Raw genomic sequence first — 23,894 nt, 5'->3', positions numbered from 1 at the left:
CCGCCCAACGCATCACCGCCGAACGCAAACTCAACGACACCCTCATCGCCGAACAAAACCTCCCACCACCGTTCTGACGCAGTAGGCCGTGGGCCGGCCGTAGGGCGTGGGATCAGTTCAGGCCGAGCGGGCCGGCCAGTTCGGCAAGCGCCGGAATCAACTTGTCAGGTTCGGTGAGGACCTGCACGGGCACGTGGTTCGCACCGGCGGCCAGATGCTCCTTGAGCCTCGCTGCGACGGCATCGGTACTGCCATACGCGATGAGCGCGTCGATCAGAGCGTCGCTACCCGGCGCGGCGACGTCGGTGTCGGTGAACCCCAACCGCTTCCAGTTGTTCACGTAATTGGTCCCTTTGAGGTAGATGTCGAGATGTTTGCGCCCGACTGCCCGCGCCTGCTCAGCGGCAGTAGTCAGCACCACCTTGTGCTCCGGGGCGATGAACGCATCCGGTCCGAGGAGAGCACGCGCCTGGGCAGTGTGCTCCGGGGTGGTCAGGTAGGGGTGGGCTCCGGCGCTGCGGCGGGCGGCGAGCTTGAGGACCTGTGGGCCGAGCGCGGCGACGACGCGCCGGTCCTTGGGTACGCCGTACTCGCCGAGCTTGTCGAGGTACTCGGTCAGCGCGGCGTAGGGCTTCTTGTACTCGGCGATCAACTCGGGGTGGCCGGCTCCGATCCCTAGCAGGAACCGTCCGGGATAGGCGGCCTCGATACGGTGGAAGGACTCGGCAACCTGGCCGGCGGGGGAGGACCAGATGTTGACGATGCCTGTTGCCACCTGAAGTTTTTCGGTTGGCTCCAAGAGCGACTCAACCCAGTCGAGTTCGGCCGGCGGCGAGCCACCTGCCCAGATAGCACCGTAGCCGAGCGCCTCGATGTCTCCCAGTTGCCCGGCGCTCAGTTGTTTCCACTGCTCGAAAACGCCGAAAACGCCGAAGGGGCCCAGAGTCGGATGAGTCATGGCTCAATCAACCCGCCTTGCGCTCAAGAGTATTCCGACATTGCCGATCAGAACCACGATGTGCCCGGCGACATCACCCGTCAAACTCGGCGCGGTGCACGCCGGCATCGTCGAACGATTGGTGCGTTGAGACGGACTAGTTTGCTTGAACGTTGAAGGCGTCGCGCATGACTTCGTCGCCCCCCAGCGCGTCCAGCACACTCACCGGGTTCCAGTAGTCGCGCTGCCGCACCACCTTGCCTGCCTCGACCGTGATCACCCAGACATAGCGCACCCGATACGGATTGCCGGTCGCGACCACGAGCCCCTCCACAACGGCCTCGACGACGAGCACTTTCGGGTCAAGCGTCTGGTGTACCGCTAGCTCGGAGATGTCCCGGAGGTCGATATGTTTCGGATAATCCTTGACATACTCGAAGATTGCGGCCTTACCCTCCAGCCTCTGCGGATAGTTCGCGGGTGCATAGGGCAATTCCAGTACCGCATCCTCGGCGAAGGTATCGACCCAGCCTCGCATGTTCTTGTCGAGTAGGTGACGTATCTGTTCGGTGTAGGGCGCCATCGTCTGCGCGTACTGTTTTTCGACGTCATAACCCACTCGGTGGTAGACCTTCTGCGGTGCGATCTTGACGATCACCCGGGTTTCCTCCGGCCGGTCGATCGGATACGCATCGAGACCGAGGTAGTGGTTGGCGAGTGCGTCGATGTGCTGCTCGGCACCGGCGTGAGTCATTTCGACGACCTTGCCTTGAACGGCCAGGCTCTCGTGAGAGGTGTTCCCGTGGCCCGCGATCGAGACCGCGACGCTCGGGTTGGCACGCAGATTCCTGGCCTTGACCGAACTTTCGTAGCAGTTGAAGGTGATCAGGTCGCCGTCGGTACTGACCCAGACCTGCGAAATCTGTGGTGTGCCATCGGTATTGGTCGTTGCAACGTGGGCGTAGTACTTTCCTCGCAGGAGGTGCATCGCGGCGGCGGGAATGGTGGTCATCATGCTCTTTGACGGTTGAACGGGTATACGGTTCAGCTCGCGATCCAGCCGCCGTCGATGAGCAGGCTGGAACCGTGGATGTAGGACGCCGACTCCGACGCCAGGAATACCACCGCGGGCGCGATGTCTCCTACTTCGCCGATACGGCCGGCCGGAGTGGAGTCGAGCATCTGCCGTTCGTACGTCGGATCAGCCAGAAGATGAGCATTGATACTGGTCCGTACGTTGCCCGGCGCGACTGCGTTGACGCGGATGCCACGCGGGGACAGCTCGGCGGTCAGCGATTTGACGAGCAGCTCGACCGCGCCTTTGGTTGCGCAGTACGCGCTGGAGTTGGGAAAACCGGCGTGACCGCAGATCGACGATATGAAGATGATCGACGATCCCTCGGTCATGTGGTCGACAGCGGTGCGGGCCAACCGAAAGGGTGCACGTACGTTCACATCCCACTGCTCGTCGAGAATCGCGTCGGTGGTGTCGGTGAATGGTGTCGGTTGGAAGACGCCTGCCGCATTCACCAGAACATCGAGTCCACCGAACCGGTCGACGGCATGGTTGACGATCTCGGTCGGCGCCGACTCGCCCGTCACGTCGACACTCAGGTAGTCAATGGTGCTGCTATCGGTGGACACGGCGTCCGCGCACGCAGCCAGACGTGCTCGGTCGCGTCCCACCAGGAGCACCTTCGCCCCGGCGGCATGCATCCCGCGCGCAATTTCGGCACCGATACCCGAGCTGGCGCCGGTGACTACGGTGGTCTTGCCCTGCAGCAGTGCAGTGATGGTCAATGTTCACCTTTCTGAGCTGTATTGCCGGTTAGTCGGTCAGATAGTTTTCGAGACTCACCTCAGGGTTCCGGCGAATTGCGTAAACGCCGTAGCCGGCCCCGATAACCAGGAGCAGGGGCATTGCGTCGATGATCAGCGAATTGCTTCCGGTGACTTCCCGATAGTTTGCGACGATGATCGTGGCGATCGTGAGCAGACCCGCGCCGGCGATCGTCGGGCCGATCCGGGTGGCCCACACGGATCCCGACACCTTGCCTCGGAACGAGGCGACGATCACGCTGAGACAACATCCGATCAGCATCGAGATGCCGCCGAGCGACGTCACGCCGGAAACAGCGGGAAACATGTTGCGGAGCGGGTCCAAACCGGACAGGACGAATGGAACGATGATGACGACGGTCAGTGCAATCTGGAGGTGCGTGGCATTGGCGGGTGTTCCTTTGCGGCGGTGCATACGCGACAACGCGGCGGGGAGAATGCCTGCCCGCGACAGCGAGAAGTGGTAGCGGGCCGCCATGTTGTGAAACGCAACCGCCGCCGCCAGGAAACTGATGGCGATGGTATAGGCCAATACCGCGCCCGCCCACGGAGCAACGTACCGATTGGCGGCCGAGGTCACTATTGCTCCGGGATCGGCTGCCGCCAAGGGCTCCACATCATCGAACGCCGCGATGAGGCTCCATGTTGCGAGAAAGAACAGTGTTACCAGGAGCGTCAGCGCCAAATAGGTTGCCGTGCGCACGTTTTTGGCTGGAGCGTCACATTCCTCGCCGTAGACGGCGGCCGCCTCGTAGGCTCCGAAAGAGAGCAGGCAGAAGACCAAGGTCATCGCGAAGTTTCCGCTCAGCATCGAACCGGGCGTCAGACCCTCCAGTGAGTACGAGCCGGATCTCTGCAGCACTATCGCCAGGATGAGGATGCCGACGAGGACAAACTGGGCGACGCAGATCGCGGTAGTGATGCGTGAGGCGATTGACACTCCGAAGTAGCCGATAGCCCAAATGCCCAATACGGCGGCGAACGTGTACCAGTACCAGCCGATATCGACATCCAGGACGGGGTCCAATGCGGCTTTCGCGAAGAATCCGGCCGCGGTCACCATGGCGACGGTCGCCAGGTTGTAGGCGATCCCGGCGATGAACGCGGCGGCCGCGCCAACACTGCGGCCAAGGCCGTAGCCCAGGAACGCCGAGTAGGCCCCGGCGTTCACCACGTGCCGACTCAGCACCACGTAACCGGAGGTGAACACGAACAGCAGTGCCGCCACCACGAGGATCCAGCCCAGTGTTCCGATTCCGGCACCCGAACCAATGCTCAACGCAAAGTTCGACGCCAACGCCGTCAGGGGCGCGGTGGCGGCAACGACCATGAACACCATGCCGCCGACACCGATGCTGCCCTGGCGTAGCCGCCGGCCACCGGCGTCGGTTCGCCCACCCGCTTCGGCTGTCATTGCGCGGCAACAGGTTCGGTCGGAATTTCGTACAACATGGCCATCTGTCGCCTTCTGGGTGGGCAGTGGTGAGGCATCGAACGAATCCGCGTGGTGATCGGAATCCAGACGAGACGGAACGGGACCGTCTCGTCTTGGTGACCCGAGCGTAAGGTGTCGTGCGCCACATTGCAACGCTTCCGTGGCAGCTGGTTCCGAATCCGCCGGTCGATGTGCGGCCAGGAGCGAAACACGACGCCCCGATCCGCCTTAGCTTGGTAATTTCCTAGCCGTGAGTAACCGATCTGCTCCCAAGGCCGAAAGGCCGTCGAGCTCGAACCTCAGCGCCGAATTGACCCGCACCATCACCGAGGCGGTGCTCAGTGAACTCGCCGAGGTGGGTTACGGACAGTTGTCGATGGACGGTGTCGCCCGGCGGGCGAAAGCAGGGAAGAGCGCGCTCTACCGGCGGTGGCCCTCAAAACAGGAGATGATTCTGGACGCGGTCTCGGGCGTCAGTGTCCCCGAGATTGCGGTCGACGCATCGCAGGATCTGCGGACCGTCGTGACCTCGGCTGTTGAGGCGGTGGACAGTTGGCTGACCAGCGGTATGAACCGGAGAATTGTGCCGGACCTCATCGCCGAAGCGTTGCGTAACCCGGCGCTCGACACGGCGTTGACCGAACGCATCGGCGTCATGCGTCGCAGATACTGGCGCGAGGTGTTCGAGCAACGGATCGAGACCGAGGAAGTGAGTGCGGGCGCGGATATCGAATATGCCCTCGATCTGCTGGCGGCCCCCCTCTTCTGGCGAGCCTGCGGGCGTCGGCGGGAGTCGGACAAAGCGTTGAAACAAAACGTTATTCAGTCAATCATGGTGGTTTTACACCCGGCTACGCGCTAGCGCTCGAACCCAAACAGGGCTGGACGAGATCCCATGCTCGCGGTAGCGTGTCGTTGCGTCGGGACGGAACGGTTCCGTCTCGTCTGCTGGAACGCAAAGGTGGCCCCCATGGCTGTGTTTTTCCACGAGGATCCGCAGTTCGACTTCGAGTTCATCCGGACGATGGGTCAAACATCGTACGGTGCAGCTGAATTCGGCGAATGTCTGGCAACTGCGTCGCGGATCGTCGAGGGTGACTACGACAGTTGGCATGCCGAGTGGTACGACACCGCGCAGTGGGTGTTCGAGCGGTCCACGGCCGCTGAGGCCAGGCACCCGGTATCGGCGCGTGACGGTTACCTGCGTGCTGCCAACTACTTCCGTACTGCGGAGTTCTTCCTCCATGGCAATCCGGAGGATCCACGGATCCGTGCGACATCCGCACTGTCCGTCGACAGTTTCCGGCGGGCGGCACGACTGCACGAGCCCGAGATCGAGGTGCTGGACATCGCCTTCGGCGACGGACACCTGCCCGCATACTTCTATCCCGCGCTGGGACCTGACTCTGGCACACCGAAGCCCACTGTGGTTATCCACAACGGCTTCGACGGAACGGGTGAAGAAATATACGCATTCGGCGGGCGGGCCGGACAGGAGCGCGGATACAACATCCTGGCGTTCGAGGGTCCCGGGCAGGGGCAGGTCATCCGCACTCAGGGACTGACGTTTCGTCCTGACTGGGAGAATGTCGTCGCACCGGTAATCGACTACTTGTTGACCCGCGACGATGTCGACGCTGACCGGATCGCACTGATCGGGATCAGCATGGGGGGTGTACTTGCCCCGCGCGCAGCGGCTTTCGAAGAGCGACTCGCCGCCGTCGTCGCCTGGAACGGTGTCTATGACATGAGCACGGTCCCCTTGGATGTCTACCTTGGTGATTTCCCGGACAGCAGGGAATCGCTTGTCGAGCGCATCGGCGCCGAAACCGACCCGGAACTCGACGAATTCATCCAGAACCGGATTGCCGAGAATGGCACCGTCCGCTGGTCGGTCGAACACGGGTCGTGGGTGATGGGCGCCGATACGCCCCGCATGCTGATGAAGCGGATCTGTGACTTCAACGTGCGCGACGGCATTGCCGAACAGATCAAGTGCCCTGTTCTGGTCCTGGACGCCGACGAGGACTTCGCACTCAAGGGGCAACCGGCTCTACTCGCCGAGCACCTCACCGCCGAGCACACCGTCCACACCTTCACCGCCCAACGTGGCGGTCATCTGCACAACCAGGTCGATGTTTTCCGCTACGCATCCTCGGTCATCTACGACTGGTTGGACACCGTGCTGCGCACGGAGCAGATCTGATGACCGGTGCACCCGCGGTCGATGTTGGGTCGTGGGTCGCCCGGCGCAGTCTGATCGGACCGGACCGGCCGGCGATCACCTTCGAAGACCACACCCTGAGCTACGGCGAATTCGCCGACCGCATCGACCGGTTGGCGTCCGAACTCGTGGCAGGCGGTGCCGGGTCCGGGCACCGCGTCGGATATCTGGGGCCCAACCATCCGGCCTTCCTCATCACATTGTTCGCGTGCGCGCGGGCCGGGGCGACGTTCGTGCCGCTCAATTTCCGGCTCACCGGACCTGAACTCGCGTACATCATCAACGACGCCGGAATTCACACGCTCATTGCCGATGCCACCCTCACTCCGGCGGTCGACTCGCTCCGCGCGGGTCTCGGGCTCAGCCGCTTCGTCGCGCTGTCCACGACGTCGGGCTGGGAAGAATTCGATGAGCTGCTGGCCGCCCGCGCCCCAATCGCCGAGCCGGCACATCCGGATCCGGGTGACGTCGCGGTCATCATGTACACCTCCGGCACCACGGGACTGCCGAAGGGCGCGATGCTCACACATGGAAACCTGTTCTGGAACAACGTCAATGCGCTACTGACCTTCGATGTGACGTCGGCCGACACCACCTATGTCGCCGCGCCGATGTTCCACATCGGCGGGCTCAACGTCACCACGTTGCTCACTTTGCAGAAGGGCGGCCACGTGATCCTCGTGGCATCCTTCGATGCGGCGCGGACACTGACTGACATCACCCGGTATCGGGTGACGACGATGTTCGGCGTTCCAGCCATGTTCCTGTTCATGAGCCGGCTTCCCGAGTTCGCGACCTCGGATCTGTCCAGCGTCGGCTATTTCGTCTGTGGTGGTGCACCGGTACCCGAACCGCTGATGCGGAGCTATGCCGAGCATGGAGTGGTGTTCGCCCAGGGGTATGGGCTGACCGAAACCGCGCCGCTCGCGCTGGCCACCGGGGTCAGCGATTCGGCACGGAAGATCGGAGCGGCCGGCCACAAGGTGCTGCCACTGTCCGATGTACGGGTGGTCGACACCGACAACACACCGGTGATGCCCGGTGAGCCGGGGGAGATCTGCGTCCGCGGTCCCCAGGTCATGCTCGGTTATTGGAATAATCCCGTCGCCACCAACGCGGTGATCGACGGCGAGGGTTGGTTCCACACCGGCGACATCGGTCACGAGGACAGCGATGGCTACATCCACGTCGTGGACCGGCTCAAGGACATGGTCGTGACGGGCGGCGAAAACGTCTATCCGGCTGAGGTGGAGAGCGTGCTCTACAGCCATCCCGCCGTCGCCGAGGTGGCAGTCGTGGGACTGCCGGACATCACGTGGGGCGAGGCGGTGACTGCCGTCGTCGCGACCGCACCGGGTGCCGCAGTGACTCTCGACGAACTGCGCCAGTTCGCCGCGGGCCGGCTGGCCCGGTACAAACTGCCGCTGCGATTGGAAGTCGTCGACGCCTTACCGCGCAATCCTGCCGGCAAAGTGCTGAAACTACAGCTGCGCGAACGCTTCACCGGCTCGCCGAGTTAGCCGCGCACCGCAGCGAGGCAGTCGTCGTATAGATCCATGATGTCGTTCTCACCGCCCTTGGCGACCCATGCCATCGATGCGGCGTCGAGGCACGCGAACGCCGTCGCGATCATCGCGCGGGCTTTCGCACCCTTATTGCGGACTTTTGCGTCCATCCGGATCTCGATGAGCGGCAACAGGTCCTCCTGGAACAGCAGTCGCTTCCCGAGCCAACTAGAGCGAAGAGATGCAGTGGCGTAAACGAGACGGAACCGGGCGAGAGCCTGATCGCGGCTCTCATGCAGAGCCAGCACGGCCTCGAGCCCCGCCCTCAGGGCCTCCCAGACGCCCGTCTCTGCCGGTAGTTTGCTGACCGTGCTGACGACGGCCTGCCGGAAGCTGTCCTGGTTGCCGCCGAGAAGATCTTCCTTTGTGCCGAAGTAGCGAAAGAGGGTGCGCTGCGAGACGCCGGCTTCCCGGGCGATCTGAGCAATGGTGGTCTCGTCATAGCCCTGCTCGGTGAACAGGCGCAGCGCCGTTTCACGGATCTCTCGGGACGCCAACTCTCGAGTTCGGTCCCACAGGGTGACCGGCGCGCTGGTCACCCGCTCGGAGTCCTCCATAACCTCAGATTAACCCACCACTGCCAAGTTGGCATACACATGCAATCTGGCAGTCACTGCCACATTGCGCTACGCTGCTTGAGAAACACAGGTGAAAGGAAGCCCTCATGTCTGCACCCGCAGCGTTGATCACCGGCGGAACCAGCGGCATCGGCAAGGCAACCGCCGAGCTGCTCCACGCGCGTGGCTATCGGGTTATGGTCACCGGCCTCACCAATGTCGCCGATGCCGAAGTGCGGGAGGGCATCACGGCTGTCCGGGCCGATGCACGGTCCCTATCGGACATCGACCGGGCAATGGATCAGGTGCGCACTCACCTCGGCGGTCTCGATCTGCTTTTTCTCAACGCGGGCATCTCCCGGCCAGGTCCGATCGAGACGACCGACGAAGCCGCCTTCGATGCCTTGTTCGACATCAACGTCAAGGGCACCTTCTTCACGCTGCAAAAGGCCCTGCCGCTCCTAAACGACGGCGCGTCCGTCGTGCTGACCGTGGGAGCAGGTGAAGGACTCGGCGCTGCCATGACAGCCGCCAAGGGCGCCCTGCTGCCCCTGATGCGATCGCTCGCACTCGAACTCGCCCCGCGCCGTATCCGCGTCAACGCGGTCAGTCCCGGCATGATCAACACCCCGGTCTACGCCAAAATGGGCGTGTCACAAGACATGATGGACTCCTGGGCTCAGGAGGTGCCTCTCGGGCGGATCGGCACTCCCGGTGATATCGCCGAGGCTGTGGTCTTCCTCGCCTCGGACGCCGCCACCTACATCACCGGGACCAACCTGACCGTGTCCGGCGGCATGGGCGTTCACTCCAACAGCTGACTGCAGGTGGGTGTGGTGGGCACGCCGTTGAAGCGGTCGGCGATCCAGGCCATGCTCCGCTCGCCGTCGACGAAGGCAGTCAGGAGTGCGTTGGTATCCGTCTTGTTGAGGAAAGGTGGTTGCTCGTTGGTCCACAACGTGACGTCGGCTCCCAGCGCGCACCAATCCCTCGCGGTGGCCACCACCGACTCATAGGGCGCGAAGGAATCCCATCGATTGTGCGAAAGATACACCGGTCCAGTGGGTTTCACGTTGCCAATTCGCTGCATCGCCAGGATGGAGCTGAGTGGTTCCTCGCGCACCGATTGATAGAGGTCCTTCTTGAACCATGGCTGCAGATGGCGGAACGCGTAGTTGATGCCGGTTTGGATCATGCACTGCCTGCTGGTGTTGGCCAACATCTCAGCACCGCGCGGGGTGAGGGAGTCTGCAATCGGTTGGGTCATATCGGGATACGCCTCTTGGATCCCTCGTAGCACCCACCCGAGTGATCCGGCGAGCTGGTTCCCGTCAAGGGGCGGCAGCATGCTGGGCAGATCGGTCGTGGCGCCGTTGGCATAGGTTCCGACCACGTTGAGTTCGGGTGCGTAGGCGCCGGCCAACTCGGCGGCTGCCAACGCAGCATGTCCGCCGCCGGCCAACCAGCCCCAGAAAGCCACGGGCCCATGCGGATCCAACGTGGTGCCGGGAAGTTTCATCGCTGCCCGCGCAGCGTCGTTGAGTGCGGTCCCGCCTGCCACGCGGTTCAGGAATTGCGGCGCCATCTGACCGTGGACTCCCAATCCGACACCGTCGGTGACCACGATCGCGTAGCCCCGCGCCAGCAGGGTCGCGATGAATCCTTCCTCGAGATTGAACATCAGGTCGAAACCGGTGTCCAAGGAGGCATGGATGCCTTGGTTGAACAGGCGGGACGGAGCGCACTGCTCTCCCATCCCGTACGGGGCGGTGGCGTAGGCAAGCAGGGGGCGTGGCCCATTGCCGGGCCAGGGGACGTCAGGTTCGATATAGGTACCGGTGACCGCTACGGGATGGCCTTGAGCATCGGTGCTGCGATACATGATTCGAGTTCCGGTCCCCACGAATGAGCCCAGTTGTCCGGAAGGCTCCAGAACCAGCCTGGAGGGCTCCGTGCGGATGAGATCACCCGGTGCGCCCGCGGGCAGGGGATCCGGCGGCGTGTAGAACGCCAGATACCGTGATTCGTCAGCCCGGGCATCCGGCGCATTCGCCGAAAAGGGCGCTGACGCAATGACACACAGGGCGACGATTACCGCCCTGACCCAGATACCCGGACAGGGAATCATCGTTGGTTTCCTTTGGTTGTATTGACGGCACGACGGATGGTTCCCGGTCCTGGCAGACGTGAGGAGTCGCCTCGAGACGGGAATGGCAATGGTTTGTGTGATCGGGCGTGAACGGCCGGTGCGTTGTCTAACTGAGGAACGCGGCGAGTTCCCTCGCGAATACGGTGATGGCGTGATCGCCGTCGTCGAGTACGCCCGCCAGCAACGGGAAGCTGTGCGGCATGCCCTCGTACTCATGGGTTTGGACCTTGATCCCCGCGGCAGCGAGCCGTTCGCCGTAGCGGTGGGCATCGTCGGCTACGGGATCCACCTGAGCACTGACGATCACAGCGGGCGGTGCGCCTACGAGGTTCTGGGTCAGCAAGGGTGAGGCGAGGCTCGAACGACGGTCGTCGGGCTCGGGTACGTACATGTCGTACGCCCATTCAAGCGCGGCCCGGGTAAGGAACGGGCCGTCCTTGTACCGTTCGACCGAGTCGCTGCTCATGGTGGCATCGAGTGCGGGGCACAGCAGACCTTGGGCCTTGACCGAAGGGCCTTGTTCACGCGAAGCAAGCGCCACGCTTGCCGCCAGCGCGCCCCCGGAGGAATCGCCGGCGACCGCCAGGGCCTCGGCGTCGATGCCCAGTCGCTCGGCATGCTCACTTACCCACGAAAAGGCATCGGCGGCGTCCTGGTGAGCACAGGGAAACTGGTCTTCCGGTGCCAGGCGGTAGGCAACGGAAATCACGATGAGTTCACCCCGCACGCAGAGTTTCCGGCACAGCCGATCGTGGGTGTCCAGGCTTCCGCGGACGAATGCCCCGCCGTGCAGATAAACAACGCCCGGTAACGCCGGTCCGGTCACGGGGGGCCGGTAGCACCGCGCGGTGACTGTCCCCTGACGCACTGGGATCGTGAAATCATCCACCGTGCAGCGTGATTCAACATCGCCCGCCAACGCGATGAGCTTCTCGCCTGCCTCCCGGTAGGCCGCGATCGGCATTTCCCACGGCTGTGGGGCAGGGCGGTCGGACAGCGAGTTCAACAGCTGCTGGACCTGCGCGTGCAGCACACTCATGCCGCGACTCGGAATCCTTGGCTGACGATCTGAGGTTCGGCCAGCTCTGCGGTGTAGCTGAACTCGCGCGCCAATTTCACTGTTGGACCTCCGTTTTCGAGCGGGGCTGCCCTTCAGCTCCGCGGTGGATCCGAGCGTGCACTATGCGTTGGTGATAGTCAACACATTGTCGAGTATTTACTTGACGACACCGGGCAACGCGGGGTCACTCAAAAGTAGACACTGTGTTGACTAAGCTCGACTGTGAGTCTAATCTCAACTTCGCCAAGGCCGTGACACCGAACACCGGGGCACGGCGCACAACGACGAAAGAGGATTGACATGGCCACGAGATCGGACGTCGATCAGATCCAACCGTCAACTTCGCGCGATGGCGAGAGCTACGTCTCCCACCGTGAAGACATCCACTTCAACATGACCGGTGACTTCATGACCGGCGTGGATTTCTGGATTCATGCGACCGGTGAGACCACCAACGGCCAGCTGATCATCATCGAGACGAACTGGGTGCGTGGTACCGAACCGGTCTGGCACATCCATCACCGCGAGGAAGAGGGCTTCTTCGTGATGGACGGTGAGATAAAGATTCACACCGAGGCGGGTTCCTACAACGCCAAGAAGGGCCAGTTCGTCTGGGGGCGCAAGGATCAGCGGCACACCTACGAGGTGGTCGGTGATGAAGCCCGGATTCTCGTGGTGTTCGTGCCCGGGCCCGACAGTGATGGTTTCGAGCCCAACGGCGGTATCGACAAGTACTTCTACGAAGCGCGCGATCGGGAGCTCCGGACACCCGAGCAGCTGCAGGCAGAGGTCGAGAACTTGAAGGTCAACTACGGCCTCGAGATGTTCCCCGAAATTCCGCATCCTCGCGAAGAAGCCTGAACCTGGTTGTCGTTTCGGATATTTGGCATTACTGACCATTGGAGTTGCTGTGACCATCGATGTATCTCTTGACACCGTGCCGCATTGGATCGGCGGCACGGCCGTCTCCTCGACAGAGGGGCCGCGAGCCGAGATCCATGATCCCGCCACGGGGCGCGTGATCGGGTCCGTCGTGTTGGGCGGTGCCGATGCCGTCGACGAAGCTGTCATCAGTGCGCACACTGCAGCGGTGGCCTGGGCCGACACCCCCGGCCCTGCCCGCGCATCGATACTGCATCGCTTCCGGGTGTTGCTGCACGAGCAGGTGGACGACCTGGCGTCGATCATCACGGCCGAACAGGGCAAGACGCTTGCAGACGCCCGGGGAGAGTTGGCGCGCTCGATCGAAGCCATCGACGTGTCGCTTTCAGTGGTGCAGCAACTCAAGGGGGAGTACGCCGAGCAGGTTGCCAATGGGGTCGACACGTACTCCTTCCGGCAGCCGCTCGGTGTATGCGCCGGCATCACACCGTTCAACTTTCCGGTCATGGTGCCGGTGTCGATGTTTGCCGCCGCCATTGCGTGCGGGAACACGTTCGTGCTCAAGCCAAGTGAACAGGTGCCGTCGGCTTCGGTGCGGTTGGCGCAGATCGCGAGCGAGGCAGGATTGCCCGACGGCGTGCTCAACGTCGTGCACGGTGGGGTAGAGGCCGCCGAGGCACTCATCGACCACCCCGATGTCGCGGCGGTGTCGTTCGTCGGGTCCACCCCGGTCGCGCGGGCGATCTACCGGCGTTCGGCCGAGGCGGGCAAGAAGGTGCAGGCTCTCGGGGGCGCGAAGAACCACATGGTGGTGATGCCGGACGCAGACCTCGATGCCGCGGCCGATGCGCTGGTGTCGGCGGCCTACGGGGCCGCAGGTCAGCGATGCATGGCCGTGACGGTCGCGGTCGCGGTCGGCTCCGCGGCAGATGCGTTGGTGGCCAAGGTTGCCGAGCGCGCCAATGCGTTCACGGTGGGCCCGGGTGCGGCGTCGGGTACCGACATGGGGCCATTGATCTCGGAGCGCGCACTCGATCGGGTCCGTGGGGCGCTGGACCGCTCCGTAGAGCAGGGCGGCCGACTGGTCGTCGACGGCCGTGAACGGACGGCACCCGGAGCCGGTTACTTCATCGGCCCCAGTCTGGTCGACCGGGTCAGCGTCGAGAGCGACCTTTACCGCGACGAAGTGTTCGGACCGGTCCTGAGTGTGCTGCGCGCCGAAGATCTCGAGCAGGCCCTGCAGATCGTCAACGATAATCCGTACGGGAACGGCGCGATCATTTTCACCGGCAGCGGTACGGCTGCCCGTCGATTCAGCCGGGGCGTACTGGCGGGCAGCGTGGGGATCAACGTGCCTATCCCCGTGCCGATTTCCTGGTTCGGGTTCGGCGGATGGGGCGACTCCCGCTTCGGAGACGACGGGCTCAACTACGACGGCTATCGCTTCTACACGAGGTCCAAAGTCGTCACCCAGCGCTGGACCGAGCCGAGGCCCGGCCTTGCTCCGCACTTCGTCGCGGCGGGCAGCCAGTGACCTCGCCACCCGCTGCCGGCGTGCCTCGGCTCGACCACGTCGGCATCCTGGTACGCGATCTGGATTCGGCCCTCACGCATTGGTGCGATCGGTTTGGCGTCGAAGTTGCTCGCACGGTTGAGGTTCCAGTCATGAGTATCAGCGCGGCGTTCCTCAACGTTTCCGGAGCAGAGGTGGAGTTGTACACCCTGCACGACCCGGACGCGCTTGACGCAGCCCTTCACGGGGCACCGGCAAAACTCGACCACGTAGCACTACGGCTACCTGACGCGGATGGCCCCGAACTCGCAGGCTGCGCCATCCGCGGGCCGGGGCGCCCGGAGCCGATCGCAGCACCGATTCCGATGGGAGACACCACACATGTCTGGACCGAGCCTCCCGGAATCGATGTTCTTCTCCAACTGATCAGGCCGACTGCAGGTAATCGAATCACCTAAGAAGAGGAGTAAACATGGGACGCATGGAAGGAAAGGTCGCGCTGGTCACCGGCGCGGCTCGAGGTCAGGGACGCGCACACGCGATCCGCCTCGCCCAGGAAGGTGCAGACATCCTCGCCTTCGACTGCCCGGCGAATGGAGGGGTTCCCTATCCCGTTGGCACGGCAGCTGACCTCGAGATCACGGTCAAGGAAGTCGAGGCGCTGGGCCGGCGAATCATCGCACGCCAAGGCGACGTCCGCGAGCAGGCCCCGCTGGACAGCTTGGTCGCTGAGGGCGTGCAAGCCTTCGGTGGACTCGATGTCGCAGTGGCCAACGCCGGCATCTGGACTGTGCACCCGTTCGCGGATATTCCCGAGGACGAGTTCCTGGATGTGCTCAACGTCAACATCATGGGGCCCTGGCGCACGCTGAAAGCGGTAACTCCCGCCATGAAGGCGCGCGGCGGTGGCTCGGTGATCATCACCTCGTCCGGCAATGGGGTCGAGGGATCTCCCCATTACGTTCACTACGTGGCCTCGAAGCACGGCGTACTCGGGTTGGCGAAGAGCGCAGCACTCGAGTTCGGCCAGTACGGGATCCGAGTCAACTCGCTACTTCCTGGACCTACCGACACCCCCGCCCTGGACTGGCAAGGTGGCTACGACCTTTGTGCAGGCAAGGGACCTGGCCAGGGTGTGAAAGAGGACTTGCAAGGCGCGAGGTACTGGGCGGTTCTCCGGGATGTGGGCCTGCTGCCACCGCAGGCCATGAGCGAGGCGGTGCTGTGGCTTGCCTCCGACGAATCACGGTGGACGACAGGCCTGGAGATGCTGGTCGAGGGCGGTCACATGCTCATGCCGGGTCTCAACATGACGAAAATGGCCTTGGACAACCAATAACGTCCGAGCGACCCCAGACGATAGACGAAAGCCCTCTCCGCGGCGTGTCATTCACGCCTTGGGAGAGGGCTGTCGTCTGTCGAATTCGTTACCGGGGCTTCCACTCAAGACCGTAGACCGTCCGCAGCCAGATCGTGGTCACCGTTTCGGCCATGTCCTCCAACGGGATTGCGTTCTCGCTGCGCAGGCTCATCAACGCGAGGTTGCGTTCGCCCATCCACATCAACGCGGCAGCCAGCGACCTGGCCGGGGGCCCGGGGATTGCCACGCCGGTCTCTCTGTCTCGCTCGATGCCTGCGGCGGCCGCATCGATGAACCGGCCGAGTATCGAGTCCCACTGGGTCTGCAGGTCCGGCTCGGCCGCAGCGGCGTCGGCAACTTCACGAAGAACGTGACCGTGCTGTTCCCACACCTGGATGACCTCGTTGACCGCGTGTTCGATGGCGGCCTCCGGCGGCATGCTCGTCGGGCGATCAAAGATCAGTTGCGACGCTTGGAACACGTCGGCGGTGACCTTCGAGAGCAGCGCGGAAAGAACCTGCCATTTGGACTCGAAGTAGAAGTAGAACGACGAGCGCGACAGCCCCGCGCGCTTGGTGAGATCGTCGATGGAAATGTTGCGCAGGGGCACGGTGCGCAACATGTCGTAGGCACCTTCGAGGATGGCCTGTTCGCGCCTGTCACCTTTGATGTTTCGTCGGCCCACCCGTGTTTCCTTGGTGCTCAGGTTGAACGATGAAGTGGACGCCATGAGAAACATGATAGGTCAGGCCAACCACGAAGCCGGTGTACCGGAGCGGATACACCGGCAATTTATCGACATTGTGTTGATTATCACCCACGCATCGTGCATACTATGAACGTTGCCGACCGTCTGCTCGGATTCGGCCGTTGTTCTGCTTGCGCTCAAACGGGATTCGCACGCCTGGCGCGGAATGAAAATGCGCGCTCACTATTCGAAGCAGGAGTCAACCGTGTCCAACCTCGCCGGCAATCTGATCGCGACCGCCCACGAATACGGAGACCGGCCAGCCGTGAAGCTCGACGAGCACGTGCTGTCCTACCGGCAGCTCCATGACCACGCCTCGGCAGTGGCCGGAGATCTGCGAGCCCAGGGCGTGCTCCCCGGTGACCGGGTGGGCCTGGTGCTTCCCAATGTCCCGGCATACCCGGTGCTGTTCTACGGCACACTTCTGGCCGGCGCGGTCGCGGTCCCCATGAATCCGTTGCTCAACGCGCGCGAGGTCGAGTACTACCTCACCGACTCCGGCATGACACTGGTCTACGGGTTGGAGGGCAGCGATTCCGTCGTGTCGGCCGCAGCGGCGAAGGTCGGGATTCGCTCGGTGCTGGTGCCCGCGACGGGTCCGATAGACCTGTCCGGCAGCCCAATCCATGACGCGGCCGATCGAGCCGACGACGATACTGCGGTGATTCTTTACACGTCCGGGACCACCGGAAAACCGAAGGGGGCAGAACTCACTCACCGGAACCTGTCGACGAACGCCGCGACGACAGTGGACAGCTTGATCACCGTGGGCCCCGAAGACGTGATCCTCGGTTGCCTGCCACTGTTTCATGTCTTCGGCCTGACGTGCGGACTCAATGCGGCGGTCAAAGCCGGTGCCCTCCTCACCCTCGTCCCACGCTTCGAGGCGGCCAAAGCTCTGCAGGTCCTAGGCCGTGATCGAGTGACGGTTCTCGAGGGCGTGCCCACCATGTACGCCGCGATGTTGCATTCTCCCGGTGCGGAGAACACAGACATGTCCTCGCTTCGCACGTGTATCACCGGTGGTGCACCCATGCCTGTCGAAATTCTCAAAGCGTTCGAGAAGAAGTTCGACTGCGAGATCTACGAAGGGTACGGGCTTTCAGAGACGGCACCCATTGCCTGTTTCAACCAGCCCGGGCACCAACGCAGACCCGGCACCATCGGGATACCGGTACGGGGCTGCGCGCTGCGGATCGTCGACGACGGCGGCGAGGACGTTCCCGACGGCATGCCTGGCGAGATCGCCATCCAAGGCGAGAATCTCATGAAAGGCTACTGGAACCGACCCGAGGCGACGGCCGAAGCCATTCCCGATGGGTGGTTTCGTACCGGGGACATCGCCACTCGCGATGGCGACGGGTATTACACCATCGTCGACCGGAAGAAAGATCTGATCATCCGGGGCGGGTACAACGTCTATCCCCGCGAAGTGGAGGAAGTTCTCTACGAACATCCTTGCGTCGCCGAAGCAGCGGTGATCGGCATCAAACATGCGGACCTCGGGGAGGAGATCGGCGCGGCCGTGGCACTCAAACGCGGGGCATCGGCCGACGTCGAGGAACTGAAGACCTTTGTCCGAGATCGACTCGCCGCGTACAAGTACCCCCGCGAAATCTGGTTCGTCGACTCCCTGCCCAAGGGCGCGACCGGCAAGATCCTGCGGCGCGAGGTGCAGCCACCCACACCGGCCGAGATCAGCTGAGGCACAGAATCTTTCACCCGACACCGTGGCCGCTCGGCAGACCGAACCAGCGGGTCGCTGTCTGTAGGAACACCTCCGTATCGGGGTCGCCCCCGCTCGCCCAGGCCACAATTCCGTCCGGGCGGATGAGCAGGCTGTGGAAACCGAGATCGTCGCGTACCGGGCCGGGTCGGTAGTCGATTCGTCCTTCCCAACCGTTGACGGCGTTCCGCAGTGTCTGGCCGTGGACGTCGAGAACGATGCCACGGCCGCCGCGGATCAGGTCACCGAGTCGGCGGCCATCGGCCAGTTGGAAATCTGGAGCGCTCGTCCCGACAATCGGGTGCCCACCACCCAGGTCGTAATGGTGAAAAAGTCCCGATGTCGTCCTGTACACGTGGGTGGCCCCGCACGGGGTATTCATCACGGCGAGCAACAGTTTGCGCAGCGCCGGGGTGTTCGCCGCCGGTTTCATGGCCGCAACTTGAGCGCGCGACCAGTCCAGAACGTCTGCCCCGACCGGATGACGTTCCGCGCCATACGTGTCGAGCAACTCGTCGGTGGCGTACCCGTGCACCGTGGCAGCGAGTTTCCATCCGAGATTCAAGGCGTCCCCGATACCGAGATTCAGGCCCTGGCCGCCGAGCGGGGAGTGGATGTGCGCGGCGTCGCCGGCGAGGAGGACGCGCCCACTGCGATAGCTGCTCGTCTGCATGGCCCGATCGGTAAAGCTGGAGGCGAGGTGAACTTCGCGGATTGACACGTCGGCACCGGAAACGCGACGGAGTACAGACTCGAGGTGGCCGCAGGTGAGCGGTTGCGAGCGGTCGAACGCTCCGCCGTCAAAGTCCATCATCCCCACATGCCCCTCCAAGGGGGTACGGAGATACATCCCGTTCGACGTCACGTTGAAACCGTAAGGAAGTCGTTGTGCATCAGCGAAACTGACATGGGCGACGTATCCGGTGAAGGTCGGACCGCTACCCACGAAGTCGAAATCCGCCAGAGCGCGGACCGCACTTCGACCACCGTCGCATCCCACAAGCCACCGTGCCCGGTATTCGCGATCGGCTGCCTGCGCGACGACGCATTCGTCGTCCTGGCTCACGGCGGTAACCGAAGCGCCTCGGATGACATCCACCCCCAACTCGGCGAGTCGCTTACAGAGAGCTGAACTGAACGCGTCGAGGCTCGTCATGAAGCCCTCCGCGGCAGGGCTCGGTAACCGGTATCCAAGTGCAGCGGTGTCAATGAGGTGTGCGTCCAGACCCATACCGGCGAAATGGCTTACATCGCGCGGAGCCGGTGCATCAACCGCATCGTGCGGGGCGCCCAGAGTCGCGACATCGATATGTGAAGCCTCGGCCACCGCCGCCAGAAGGCCGCGGCGATCCAGGGTTTGGACCGAGCCCGCATTGAGCCCCCGCAGCCCGAGGGGGAGTGTTTTCCACGGAGAAGTGGGTTCTCGATCGCGTTCGAGGACCAGCACTGAACACCCGGCCAGGGCCAGTTCCTGGGCCGCGAAGAGGCCGACGGGGCCGGCGCCGACAACAATGACGTCGTGAATGATGCGACCTTTCAGTCGGGTCAAAGACTTCTTGGCAGCCCGTCCATGATGATCGTCATGCCCGTTAGGAACTGTTGGCGGTCTTCATGTGTGCGCATCTGATCGACGATGGCGTGCATGAACGGGTATTGCTCCGGTGGCAGCCTGTGCCATGCGGCTGCGGTCTGATCCAGAAACTCCTGACGGTCAGCGCCGCCATCTGTGGCGGCCGCGCCGACTCGGGCGTGCTGACTGACAGCTCCGAGAATGTAGTGCACGATGGTCGAGGTTGTGTCGAACCATGCAGTCCGCGAAACCCCGAGCGCTTGCACCTGCCGGCCAATCCTCTCGAAGATCGACACCGTGACGTGACCGAGCGGATGGCGAACAATCTGGATGGTCAAGCGAGTGGCGAGCCATTGATGGACGGCGACCGCGTCGAATAGCGCGAGTGCCACCCCCAGGATTGCCTCCTTGGGAGTATCGGACGCCTTCACAACCTGGTCCGCGAGTACGGCACTGATCACTGCCTCAGTCGCCGCATCCAGGAGTTCGTCCCGGGTGCCTACCCGGTAGTAAACCGCACCCGATCCAGTGGCCAAGCGGTCGGTGATCGTACGTAACGTGAGTGCGCTTTCACCACCCGTATCGAGTACCTCGACGGCAACTTCGATGATCCGATCTCGCGAAAGCACCTGGTTACGCCTGTGTGGATGGCGCACCTTCTGTGGCATGACAACATCGTGCCACAATAATTGGATTAACGTACTAAATTAGTTCGTCGCTCCAAATAGGGGGCGGCTTGGCGATCGGTCGCATGTCAACGCCTTGTCATTCGCCGGGCGAAGGGGGAGCGACCTGGATGACTGCTTTTCCGCGGAGGCCGCCGGACAATGCCTGGTTGAGGGTGTCCCGGGCGTTTTCCAGTCCTTCGACGATGGTCTCGTCGTAGGTCAACGAGCCCTCGCCCAGTGACGCGGCGAGCTTTCCGATGATCTCCGCATAACGTTCGACGTGGTCGGTAACGATGAAGCCTCGCAGGGTGGCTCGCTGCATCAGCAGCTGGTTCGCGTTACGCAGGCCTGGTAGATCGCTGTCTGCGCTGTAGTCGTCGTACTCCGAGATCAGACCACACAGCGACACTCGTGCGCCGACGTTCAACCGGCCCAGGACGTGGTCCATGATCGGGCCGCCGACGTTCTCGAAGTCGACGTCGATGCCGTCAGGGGTCGCGTCGTCGAGTAGCTCGCGCCAGTTGTCCGAGTGCCGATCCACACATGCGTCAAAGCCCAGTTCCTCCACCAGGTGTCGGCACTTTTCCACGCCGCCGGCGATGCCGACCACACGAGCGCCGCGCTGCTTTGCCAACTGTCCGGCGATGGAACCGACAGCCCCACCAGCGGCCGACACAACAACCGTCTCACCCGACTTGGGGTCGCCCAGCTCAACACCGATGAACGCTGAAATGCCTGTGTGGCCAAGGACTCCCAGGAATGCGGGAAGCGGCGCAGGCAGCGGGTCGGGAAGAACGGTGAACGGAAACTCCAGAACGGAATCGTCAGCGACACAATAGTCTTGCCAACCGGTGAAGCCGAGCACGAACGCTCCGACCGGCAGATCCTCTCGCCGGCTTTCCACGACCTGTCCGACACCGAGACCGCGCATCACCGCGCCCAACGCGACCGGTGGGATGTAGGAACGCAACTCACTCATCCAGACGCGGTTGGTCGGGTCGAGCGAGAGGTACAGGGTGCGGACCAGCGCCTGCCCTTCGCCAATTTCGGGAATGGACTCCTCGACCCACTCGAGGTCGGTTTCGGTGACCTGGCCTTGCGGCCGGCTCTGCAGACGAAAGAGCCGGTTGATGGGTGTCGTCATAGCGGATCCTCGTTGGTCACAGGTGGCTGGGGTGGTGGTCCACGGCAGGACCACTAGCGAGATTAGACTAGGCGTCGGTGGTAATCAACACTACGTCGAGAGATTGTGTATCTGAATATCGACATAGTGTTGACTATTAACGACGTGTCGTGCACTGTCGGTTTTGGATATCGGCTGAGACAGCAGCCGACCAGAAGATGGAGGCGGCGCATGAGCGTACAAACGGACAACCGCGCGACGGTTGAGCGATTCTGGAAGGCCCTTGACGATGGTCCGCCACGCGGCGAGGCTCTCGAGGCGTGGAAGGACAACTTCGCCGAGGACGGCGTCTGGGAGATGCCTTTCGCGCCTGAGCCGCTCGCCGACACCGTGCCGGGCCGGCACCTCATCGGTCATTTCATCGACTGGTTCTTCGCCTCGGTGCCCGACCTCCGGATCGATTCGCTTACCGTGCACGACACCACCGATCCGGAACTCTTCGTTCTGGAATTACACGGACGGGCGACGGTCACGCAGACCGGCAAGATCTATGCCAATACCTATTGCACCCACATGCGGATCCGGGACGGCAAGGTTGTCCTGATCCGGGAGTACTTCAATCCCAATGTTGTGCTCGAGGCTTTTGGGCAAGACGTGATCGCCGAGGGCATGTCAGCTGTGATGGCCGCCGCCGGAGTGGGGGTCGGACAGTGAAGTTGGAGCCGGAGTTCAGCTACACCGCAGAGCTTGCCGAACCTCAGATCGTCGGCCCGGGACCGTACGGACTACGCCAGGTCCTCGCGGTCACCGGCGGCAAGGTCACCGGCAACCGCTTCAGCGGAACGGCCGCCCCCGGCGGCGGAGACTGGCTATTGGCGGGCGAGGACGGCTACGGCCGACTCGACGTACGCGCCCAGTTCTACACCGACGACGGCGCCGTCATCTACATGAGCTACCAAGGCCTGGTCGAAGTCACCGAAGCAGCCGCAACCGCACTCGGTGGCGGCACCACCGGCACCGACTACGGAGACCACTACTTCGTCACCACTCCACGCCTGGAATCCGGGGACCCCAGATACTCCTGGGTCAACCAGACCATCTTCGTCGGGCAAGGACGCGTCCAACCCGGACCCGTCGTCGAATTCCAGGTCTTCCGAGTCGTCACATAGCATTCCCGAGACCAAATTGAAGAGGAATGGCCATCCTCACCTGCGTGGGCGTCAGCTCCGTTGTGTGGCATGGCCATTCACTCTTTTGGACAGAGTCCAGGCGTCGGCGCGCCGTATCAGGAAGGGGCAGCTGCCTTTTCGGCTTCCCGCTCAGCCCTGGCCGCTTCACGGGCCAGGAGGCGGTCGCGCTGTTCCTCGAACTTGGTGACCTGCTGTTGCAGGTCCTCCAGGTAAACCGCCAACTGTTCGCGGCGCTTCTCGCCGCGCGCGGTCACGTCATTGCGTTCGAAGATCTGCCACTTCTTGACGTTGGGCATCACGACCTCCTCCAGGTGTTGGCGCAGGTCGTAGATCCCGTGCTTGGCCATGATCACGCTGTTGCGTCGCCAGTTCGGCATGCCGCGACCCGGCATCTGGAACCCTTCGATGATCGCGCAGACTGCCTCCATGGCCTGGTCGGGCGCGAGGTCGAAGCCTGCGCTGAACAGGTCGCGGTAGAAGACCATGTGCAGATTCTCGTCAGTGGCCACCCGTGCGAGCATCGCCTCGGCGATCGGGTCGTCGCACACCTTGCCGGTGTTGCGGTGGCTGACCCGGGTCGCGAGCTCCTGCAGTGTGGCGTACGCGGAGATCATCAGCGGGCCCGGCTCGTGAATTTCGCGCTCTTCGGCGCTTGGGTCGTAGCCGTTCTGCATGTGTTCCATCCGGGCCCGCTCCAGCGCGACCGGGTCGACGCCGCGCGTGACGACGAGGTAATCGCGGATGACTATGCCGTGGCGATTTTCCTCGGCGGTCCAACGGTTGACCCAGTCGCCCCACGCACCGTCCAGCGTGAAATGCCAGGCGGCTCCCCGGTGGTAGGACGGCAGGTTGTCCTCGGTGAGCAGGTTGGTGACCATCGCCACCTTCGCCACCTCGCTCAACTGCGACTGCTCGGGTGCCCAGTCCTCGCCGCCCAGTGCCGCGTAGTTGCGGCCGCGGTCCCACGGCACGTAATCGTGTGGGTGCCACTCCTTGGAGAGCGTGAGGTGGCGGTTCAGGTTCTCTTCGGCGACGGGTTCGAGTTCCTTGAGGACCTCAATGTCGGTCAGATGTCTCTGCATAGGCTTTCCCCCTGGGGATAAAGGTGCTCGTCAGCGTGCGCGGGTGTTTGCTCAGGAAAGCCCGGTCCGCACTCCCAGCAGGGCGTCAGAACAAATCACGCCGTTGCCCGTGTGCGACGGTGCGAGCGAGATATTCTTCTATCAGCAAAGATATCGTTTCATGGCCTGTGGATGTTTTACAAGCGCACACGGGGAGTCGTCGCGAACCGACATCGTGATCCGTTTCGAGCCGGACCGCAGGACCCTGTGCGCCCATCCTGATTTCG

24 protein-coding genes are annotated in these 23,894 nt (G+C 63.1%); 12 read left to right on the top strand and 12 right to left on the bottom strand.

The window, feature by feature from the left end:
- Positions 1–112: 112 nt before the first annotated feature.
- Positions 113–958 carry an LLM class F420-dependent oxidoreductase gene (locus M1247_RS35875; RefSeq protein WP_317161225.1) on the bottom strand — a complete coding sequence of 282 codons (846 nt, stop codon included), beginning with the start codon at positions 956–958 and terminating at the stop codon, positions 113–115.
- Here M1247_RS35875 and M1247_RS35870 point away from each other — a divergent pair.
- The gene (locus tag M1247_RS35870; protein WP_317161224.1) at positions 957–1,088 is read left to right on the top strand and encodes a hypothetical protein; all 132 of its coding nucleotides are present in this window, start codon (positions 957–959) and stop codon (positions 1,086–1,088) included. The genes M1247_RS35875 and M1247_RS35870 overlap by 2 nt on opposite strands.
- Positions 1,089–1,094: 6 nt before the next feature.
- On the opposite strand, the gene M1247_RS35865 is transcribed toward M1247_RS35870, so the two are convergent.
- Genes M1247_RS35865 through M1247_RS35855 form a run of 3 tightly spaced genes read right to left on the bottom strand, consistent with a single transcriptional unit; the run spans position 1,095 to position 4,190 of the window.
- Positions 1,095–1,952 (bottom strand): TIGR03618 family F420-dependent PPOX class oxidoreductase, encoded by an 858-nt coding sequence (locus M1247_RS35865; RefSeq protein WP_317161223.1) that lies wholly within the window; start codon positions 1,950–1,952, stop codon positions 1,095–1,097.
- Positions 1,953–1,981: 29 nt separating this feature from the next.
- Positions 1,982–2,737: an SDR family NAD(P)-dependent oxidoreductase gene (locus M1247_RS35860; protein WP_317161222.1), complete on the bottom strand. Its 756-nt coding sequence runs from the start codon at positions 2,735–2,737 to the stop codon at positions 1,982–1,984.
- Between the two features lie 28 nt (positions 2,738–2,765).
- Positions 2,766–4,190 (bottom strand): APC family permease, encoded by a 1,425-nt coding sequence (locus M1247_RS35855; RefSeq protein WP_317161221.1) that lies wholly within the window; start codon positions 4,188–4,190, stop codon positions 2,766–2,768.
- A 271-nt stretch (positions 4,191–4,461) separates the two neighbouring features.
- Between M1247_RS35855 and M1247_RS35850 the strand changes: the two genes are divergently transcribed.
- From M1247_RS35850 to M1247_RS35840, 3 genes are all read left to right on the top strand, one after another.
- A complete protein-coding gene (locus M1247_RS35850; RefSeq protein ID WP_317161220.1) occupies positions 4,462–5,073 on the top strand; it encodes a TetR/AcrR family transcriptional regulator in 612 nt (203 codons plus the stop codon).
- Positions 5,074–5,181: 108 nt separating this feature from the next.
- Positions 5,182–6,417, top strand: a complete 1,236-nt coding sequence (locus tag M1247_RS35845) for an alpha/beta hydrolase family protein (protein ID WP_317161219.1) — start codon at positions 5,182–5,184, stop codon at positions 6,415–6,417.
- The gene (locus M1247_RS35840) at positions 6,417–7,955 is read left to right on the top strand and encodes an acyl-CoA synthetase (protein ID WP_317161218.1); all 1,539 of its coding nucleotides are present in this window, start codon (positions 6,417–6,419) and stop codon (positions 7,953–7,955) included. Before M1247_RS35845 ends, M1247_RS35840 begins: the two co-directional genes overlap by 1 nt.
- Here M1247_RS35840 and M1247_RS35835 read toward each other — a convergent pair.
- The gene (locus M1247_RS35835) at positions 7,952–8,557 is read right to left on the bottom strand and encodes a TetR/AcrR family transcriptional regulator (protein ID WP_317161217.1); all 606 of its coding nucleotides are present in this window, start codon (positions 8,555–8,557) and stop codon (positions 7,952–7,954) included. The genes M1247_RS35840 and M1247_RS35835 overlap by 4 nt on opposite strands.
- A gap of 107 nt (positions 8,558–8,664) precedes the next feature.
- On the opposite strand from M1247_RS35835, the gene M1247_RS35830 reads away from it, so the two are divergent.
- Positions 8,665–9,378, top strand: coding sequence for an SDR family NAD(P)-dependent oxidoreductase (locus M1247_RS35830; protein WP_317161216.1), 714 nt, complete (start codon positions 8,665–8,667; stop codon positions 9,376–9,378).
- Here the strand turns inward: M1247_RS35830 and M1247_RS35825 are convergent.
- Both M1247_RS35825 and M1247_RS35820 read right to left on the bottom strand, forming a co-directional pair.
- Positions 9,363–10,685 carry a lipase family protein gene (locus tag M1247_RS35825; RefSeq protein WP_317161215.1) on the bottom strand — a complete coding sequence of 441 codons (1,323 nt, stop codon included), beginning with the start codon at positions 10,683–10,685 and terminating at the stop codon, positions 9,363–9,365. The genes M1247_RS35830 and M1247_RS35825 overlap by 16 nt on opposite strands.
- 127 nt (positions 10,686–10,812) lie before the next feature.
- Positions 10,813–11,745 (bottom strand): alpha/beta hydrolase, encoded by a 933-nt coding sequence (locus tag M1247_RS35820; RefSeq protein ID WP_317161214.1) that lies wholly within the window; start codon positions 11,743–11,745, stop codon positions 10,813–10,815.
- A 321-nt stretch (positions 11,746–12,066) separates the two neighbouring features.
- On the opposite strand from M1247_RS35820, the gene M1247_RS35815 reads away from it, so the two are divergent.
- The 4 genes from M1247_RS35815 to M1247_RS35800 are packed head-to-tail and all read left to right on the top strand — an operon-like array spanning position 12,067 to position 15,500.
- Positions 12,067–12,627 carry a cupin domain-containing protein gene (locus tag M1247_RS35815; protein ID WP_317161213.1) on the top strand — a complete coding sequence of 187 codons (561 nt, stop codon included), beginning with the start codon at positions 12,067–12,069 and terminating at the stop codon, positions 12,625–12,627.
- Positions 12,628–12,676: 49 nt separating this feature from the next.
- On the top strand, positions 12,677–14,182 hold the full coding sequence (locus tag M1247_RS35810; RefSeq protein ID WP_317161212.1) for a CoA-acylating methylmalonate-semialdehyde dehydrogenase: 1,506 nt from the start codon (positions 12,677–12,679) through the stop codon (positions 14,180–14,182).
- Positions 14,179–14,619 (top strand): VOC family protein, encoded by a 441-nt coding sequence (locus M1247_RS35805; protein ID WP_317161211.1) that lies wholly within the window; start codon positions 14,179–14,181, stop codon positions 14,617–14,619. Before M1247_RS35810 ends, M1247_RS35805 begins: the two co-directional genes overlap by 4 nt.
- A 14-nt stretch (positions 14,620–14,633) precedes the next feature.
- The gene (locus M1247_RS35800; RefSeq protein WP_317161210.1) at positions 14,634–15,500 is read left to right on the top strand and encodes a mycofactocin-coupled SDR family oxidoreductase; all 867 of its coding nucleotides are present in this window, start codon (positions 14,634–14,636) and stop codon (positions 15,498–15,500) included.
- An 88-nt stretch (positions 15,501–15,588) separates the two neighbouring features.
- Here the strand turns inward: M1247_RS35800 and M1247_RS35795 are convergent, their stop codons facing one another.
- A complete protein-coding gene (locus M1247_RS35795) occupies positions 15,589–16,251 on the bottom strand; it encodes a TetR/AcrR family transcriptional regulator (protein ID WP_317161209.1) in 663 nt (220 codons plus the stop codon).
- A gap of 223 nt (positions 16,252–16,474) precedes the next feature.
- On the opposite strand from M1247_RS35795, the gene M1247_RS35790 reads away from it, so the two are divergent.
- Positions 16,475–17,974, top strand: a complete 1,500-nt coding sequence (locus M1247_RS35790) for a long-chain-fatty-acid--CoA ligase (protein WP_317161208.1) — start codon at positions 16,475–16,477, stop codon at positions 17,972–17,974.
- Between the two features lie 13 nt (positions 17,975–17,987).
- Here the strand turns inward: M1247_RS35790 and M1247_RS35785 are convergent, their stop codons facing one another.
- From M1247_RS35785 to M1247_RS35775, 3 genes are all read right to left on the bottom strand, one after another.
- Complete coding sequence (locus tag M1247_RS35785) at positions 17,988–19,544, bottom strand: FAD-dependent oxidoreductase (RefSeq protein WP_317161207.1); 1,557 nt, start codon at positions 19,542–19,544, stop codon at positions 17,988–17,990.
- Positions 19,541–20,233, bottom strand: a complete 693-nt coding sequence (locus tag M1247_RS35780; RefSeq protein ID WP_317161206.1) for a TetR/AcrR family transcriptional regulator — start codon at positions 20,231–20,233, stop codon at positions 19,541–19,543. The genes M1247_RS35785 and M1247_RS35780 overlap by 4 nt, the downstream gene beginning before the upstream one ends.
- 97 nt (positions 20,234–20,330) lie before the next feature.
- Positions 20,331–21,377 (bottom strand): NADP-dependent oxidoreductase, encoded by a 1,047-nt coding sequence (locus M1247_RS35775; RefSeq protein WP_317161205.1) that lies wholly within the window; start codon positions 21,375–21,377, stop codon positions 20,331–20,333.
- A 210-nt stretch (positions 21,378–21,587) separates the two neighbouring features.
- On the opposite strand from M1247_RS35775, the gene M1247_RS35770 reads away from it, so the two are divergent.
- Both M1247_RS35770 and M1247_RS35765 read left to right on the top strand, forming a co-directional pair.
- On the top strand, positions 21,588–22,070 hold the full coding sequence (locus tag M1247_RS35770) for a nuclear transport factor 2 family protein (RefSeq protein WP_317161204.1): 483 nt from the start codon (positions 21,588–21,590) through the stop codon (positions 22,068–22,070).
- Positions 22,067–22,525, top strand: coding sequence for a DUF3237 domain-containing protein (locus M1247_RS35765; RefSeq protein ID WP_317161203.1), 459 nt, complete (start codon positions 22,067–22,069; stop codon positions 22,523–22,525). The genes M1247_RS35770 and M1247_RS35765 overlap by 4 nt, the downstream gene beginning before the upstream one ends.
- Before the next feature lie 116 nt (positions 22,526–22,641).
- Here the strand turns inward: M1247_RS35765 and M1247_RS35760 are convergent, their stop codons facing one another.
- On the bottom strand, positions 22,642–23,628 hold the full coding sequence (locus M1247_RS35760) for an acyl-ACP desaturase (protein ID WP_317161202.1): 987 nt from the start codon (positions 23,626–23,628) through the stop codon (positions 22,642–22,644).
- Between the last annotated feature and the right edge of the window lie 266 nt (positions 23,629–23,894).

Origin of the sequence: Mycobacterium appelbergii, from assembly GCF_032883035.1 — a bacterium.
Classification (GTDB): domain Bacteria; phylum Actinomycetota; class Actinomycetes; order Mycobacteriales; family Mycobacteriaceae; genus Mycobacterium; species Mycobacterium appelbergii.
This window is presented reverse-complemented; position numbering and strand designations above follow the sequence as displayed.

Coding starts and splice junctions, on each gene's coding strand:
- M1247_RS35870 (WP_317161224.1), top strand. CDS start 957: ATGGCTCAATCAACCCGCCTTGCGCTCAAGAGTATTCCGACATTGCCG.
- M1247_RS35770 (WP_317161204.1), top strand. CDS start 21,588: ATGAGCGTACAAACGGACAACCGCGCGACGGTTGAGCGATTCTGGAAG.
- M1247_RS35780 (WP_317161206.1), bottom strand. CDS start 20,233: ATGCCACAGAAGGTGCGCCATCCACACAGGCGTAACCAGGTGCTTTCG.
- M1247_RS35795 (WP_317161209.1), bottom strand. CDS start 16,251: ATGGCGTCCACTTCATCGTTCAACCTGAGCACCAAGGAAACACGGGTG.
- M1247_RS35865 (WP_317161223.1), bottom strand. CDS start 1,952: ATGATGACCACCATTCCCGCCGCCGCGATGCACCTCCTGCGAGGAAAG.
- M1247_RS35775 (WP_317161205.1), bottom strand. CDS start 21,377: ATGACGACACCCATCAACCGGCTCTTTCGTCTGCAGAGCCGGCCGCAA.
- M1247_RS35845 (WP_317161219.1), top strand. CDS start 5,182: ATGGCTGTGTTTTTCCACGAGGATCCGCAGTTCGACTTCGAGTTCATC.
- M1247_RS35855 (WP_317161221.1), bottom strand. CDS start 4,190: ATGACAGCCGAAGCGGGTGGGCGAACCGACGCCGGTGGCCGGCGGCTA.
- M1247_RS35840 (WP_317161218.1), top strand. CDS start 6,417: ATGACCGGTGCACCCGCGGTCGATGTTGGGTCGTGGGTCGCCCGGCGC.
- M1247_RS35815 (WP_317161213.1), top strand. CDS start 12,067: ATGGCCACGAGATCGGACGTCGATCAGATCCAACCGTCAACTTCGCGC.
- M1247_RS35800 (WP_317161210.1), top strand. CDS start 14,634: ATGGGACGCATGGAAGGAAAGGTCGCGCTGGTCACCGGCGCGGCTCGA.
- M1247_RS35820 (WP_317161214.1), bottom strand. CDS start 11,745: ATGAGTGTGCTGCACGCGCAGGTCCAGCAGCTGTTGAACTCGCTGTCC.
- M1247_RS35875 (WP_317161225.1), bottom strand. CDS start 958: ATGACTCATCCGACTCTGGGCCCCTTCGGCGTTTTCGGCGTTTTCGAG.
- M1247_RS35760 (WP_317161202.1), bottom strand. CDS start 23,628: ATGCAGAGACATCTGACCGACATTGAGGTCCTCAAGGAACTCGAACCC.
- M1247_RS35825 (WP_317161215.1), bottom strand. CDS start 10,685: ATGATTCCCTGTCCGGGTATCTGGGTCAGGGCGGTAATCGTCGCCCTG.
- M1247_RS35835 (WP_317161217.1), bottom strand. CDS start 8,557: ATGGAGGACTCCGAGCGGGTGACCAGCGCGCCGGTCACCCTGTGGGAC.
- M1247_RS35830 (WP_317161216.1), top strand. CDS start 8,665: ATGTCTGCACCCGCAGCGTTGATCACCGGCGGAACCAGCGGCATCGGC.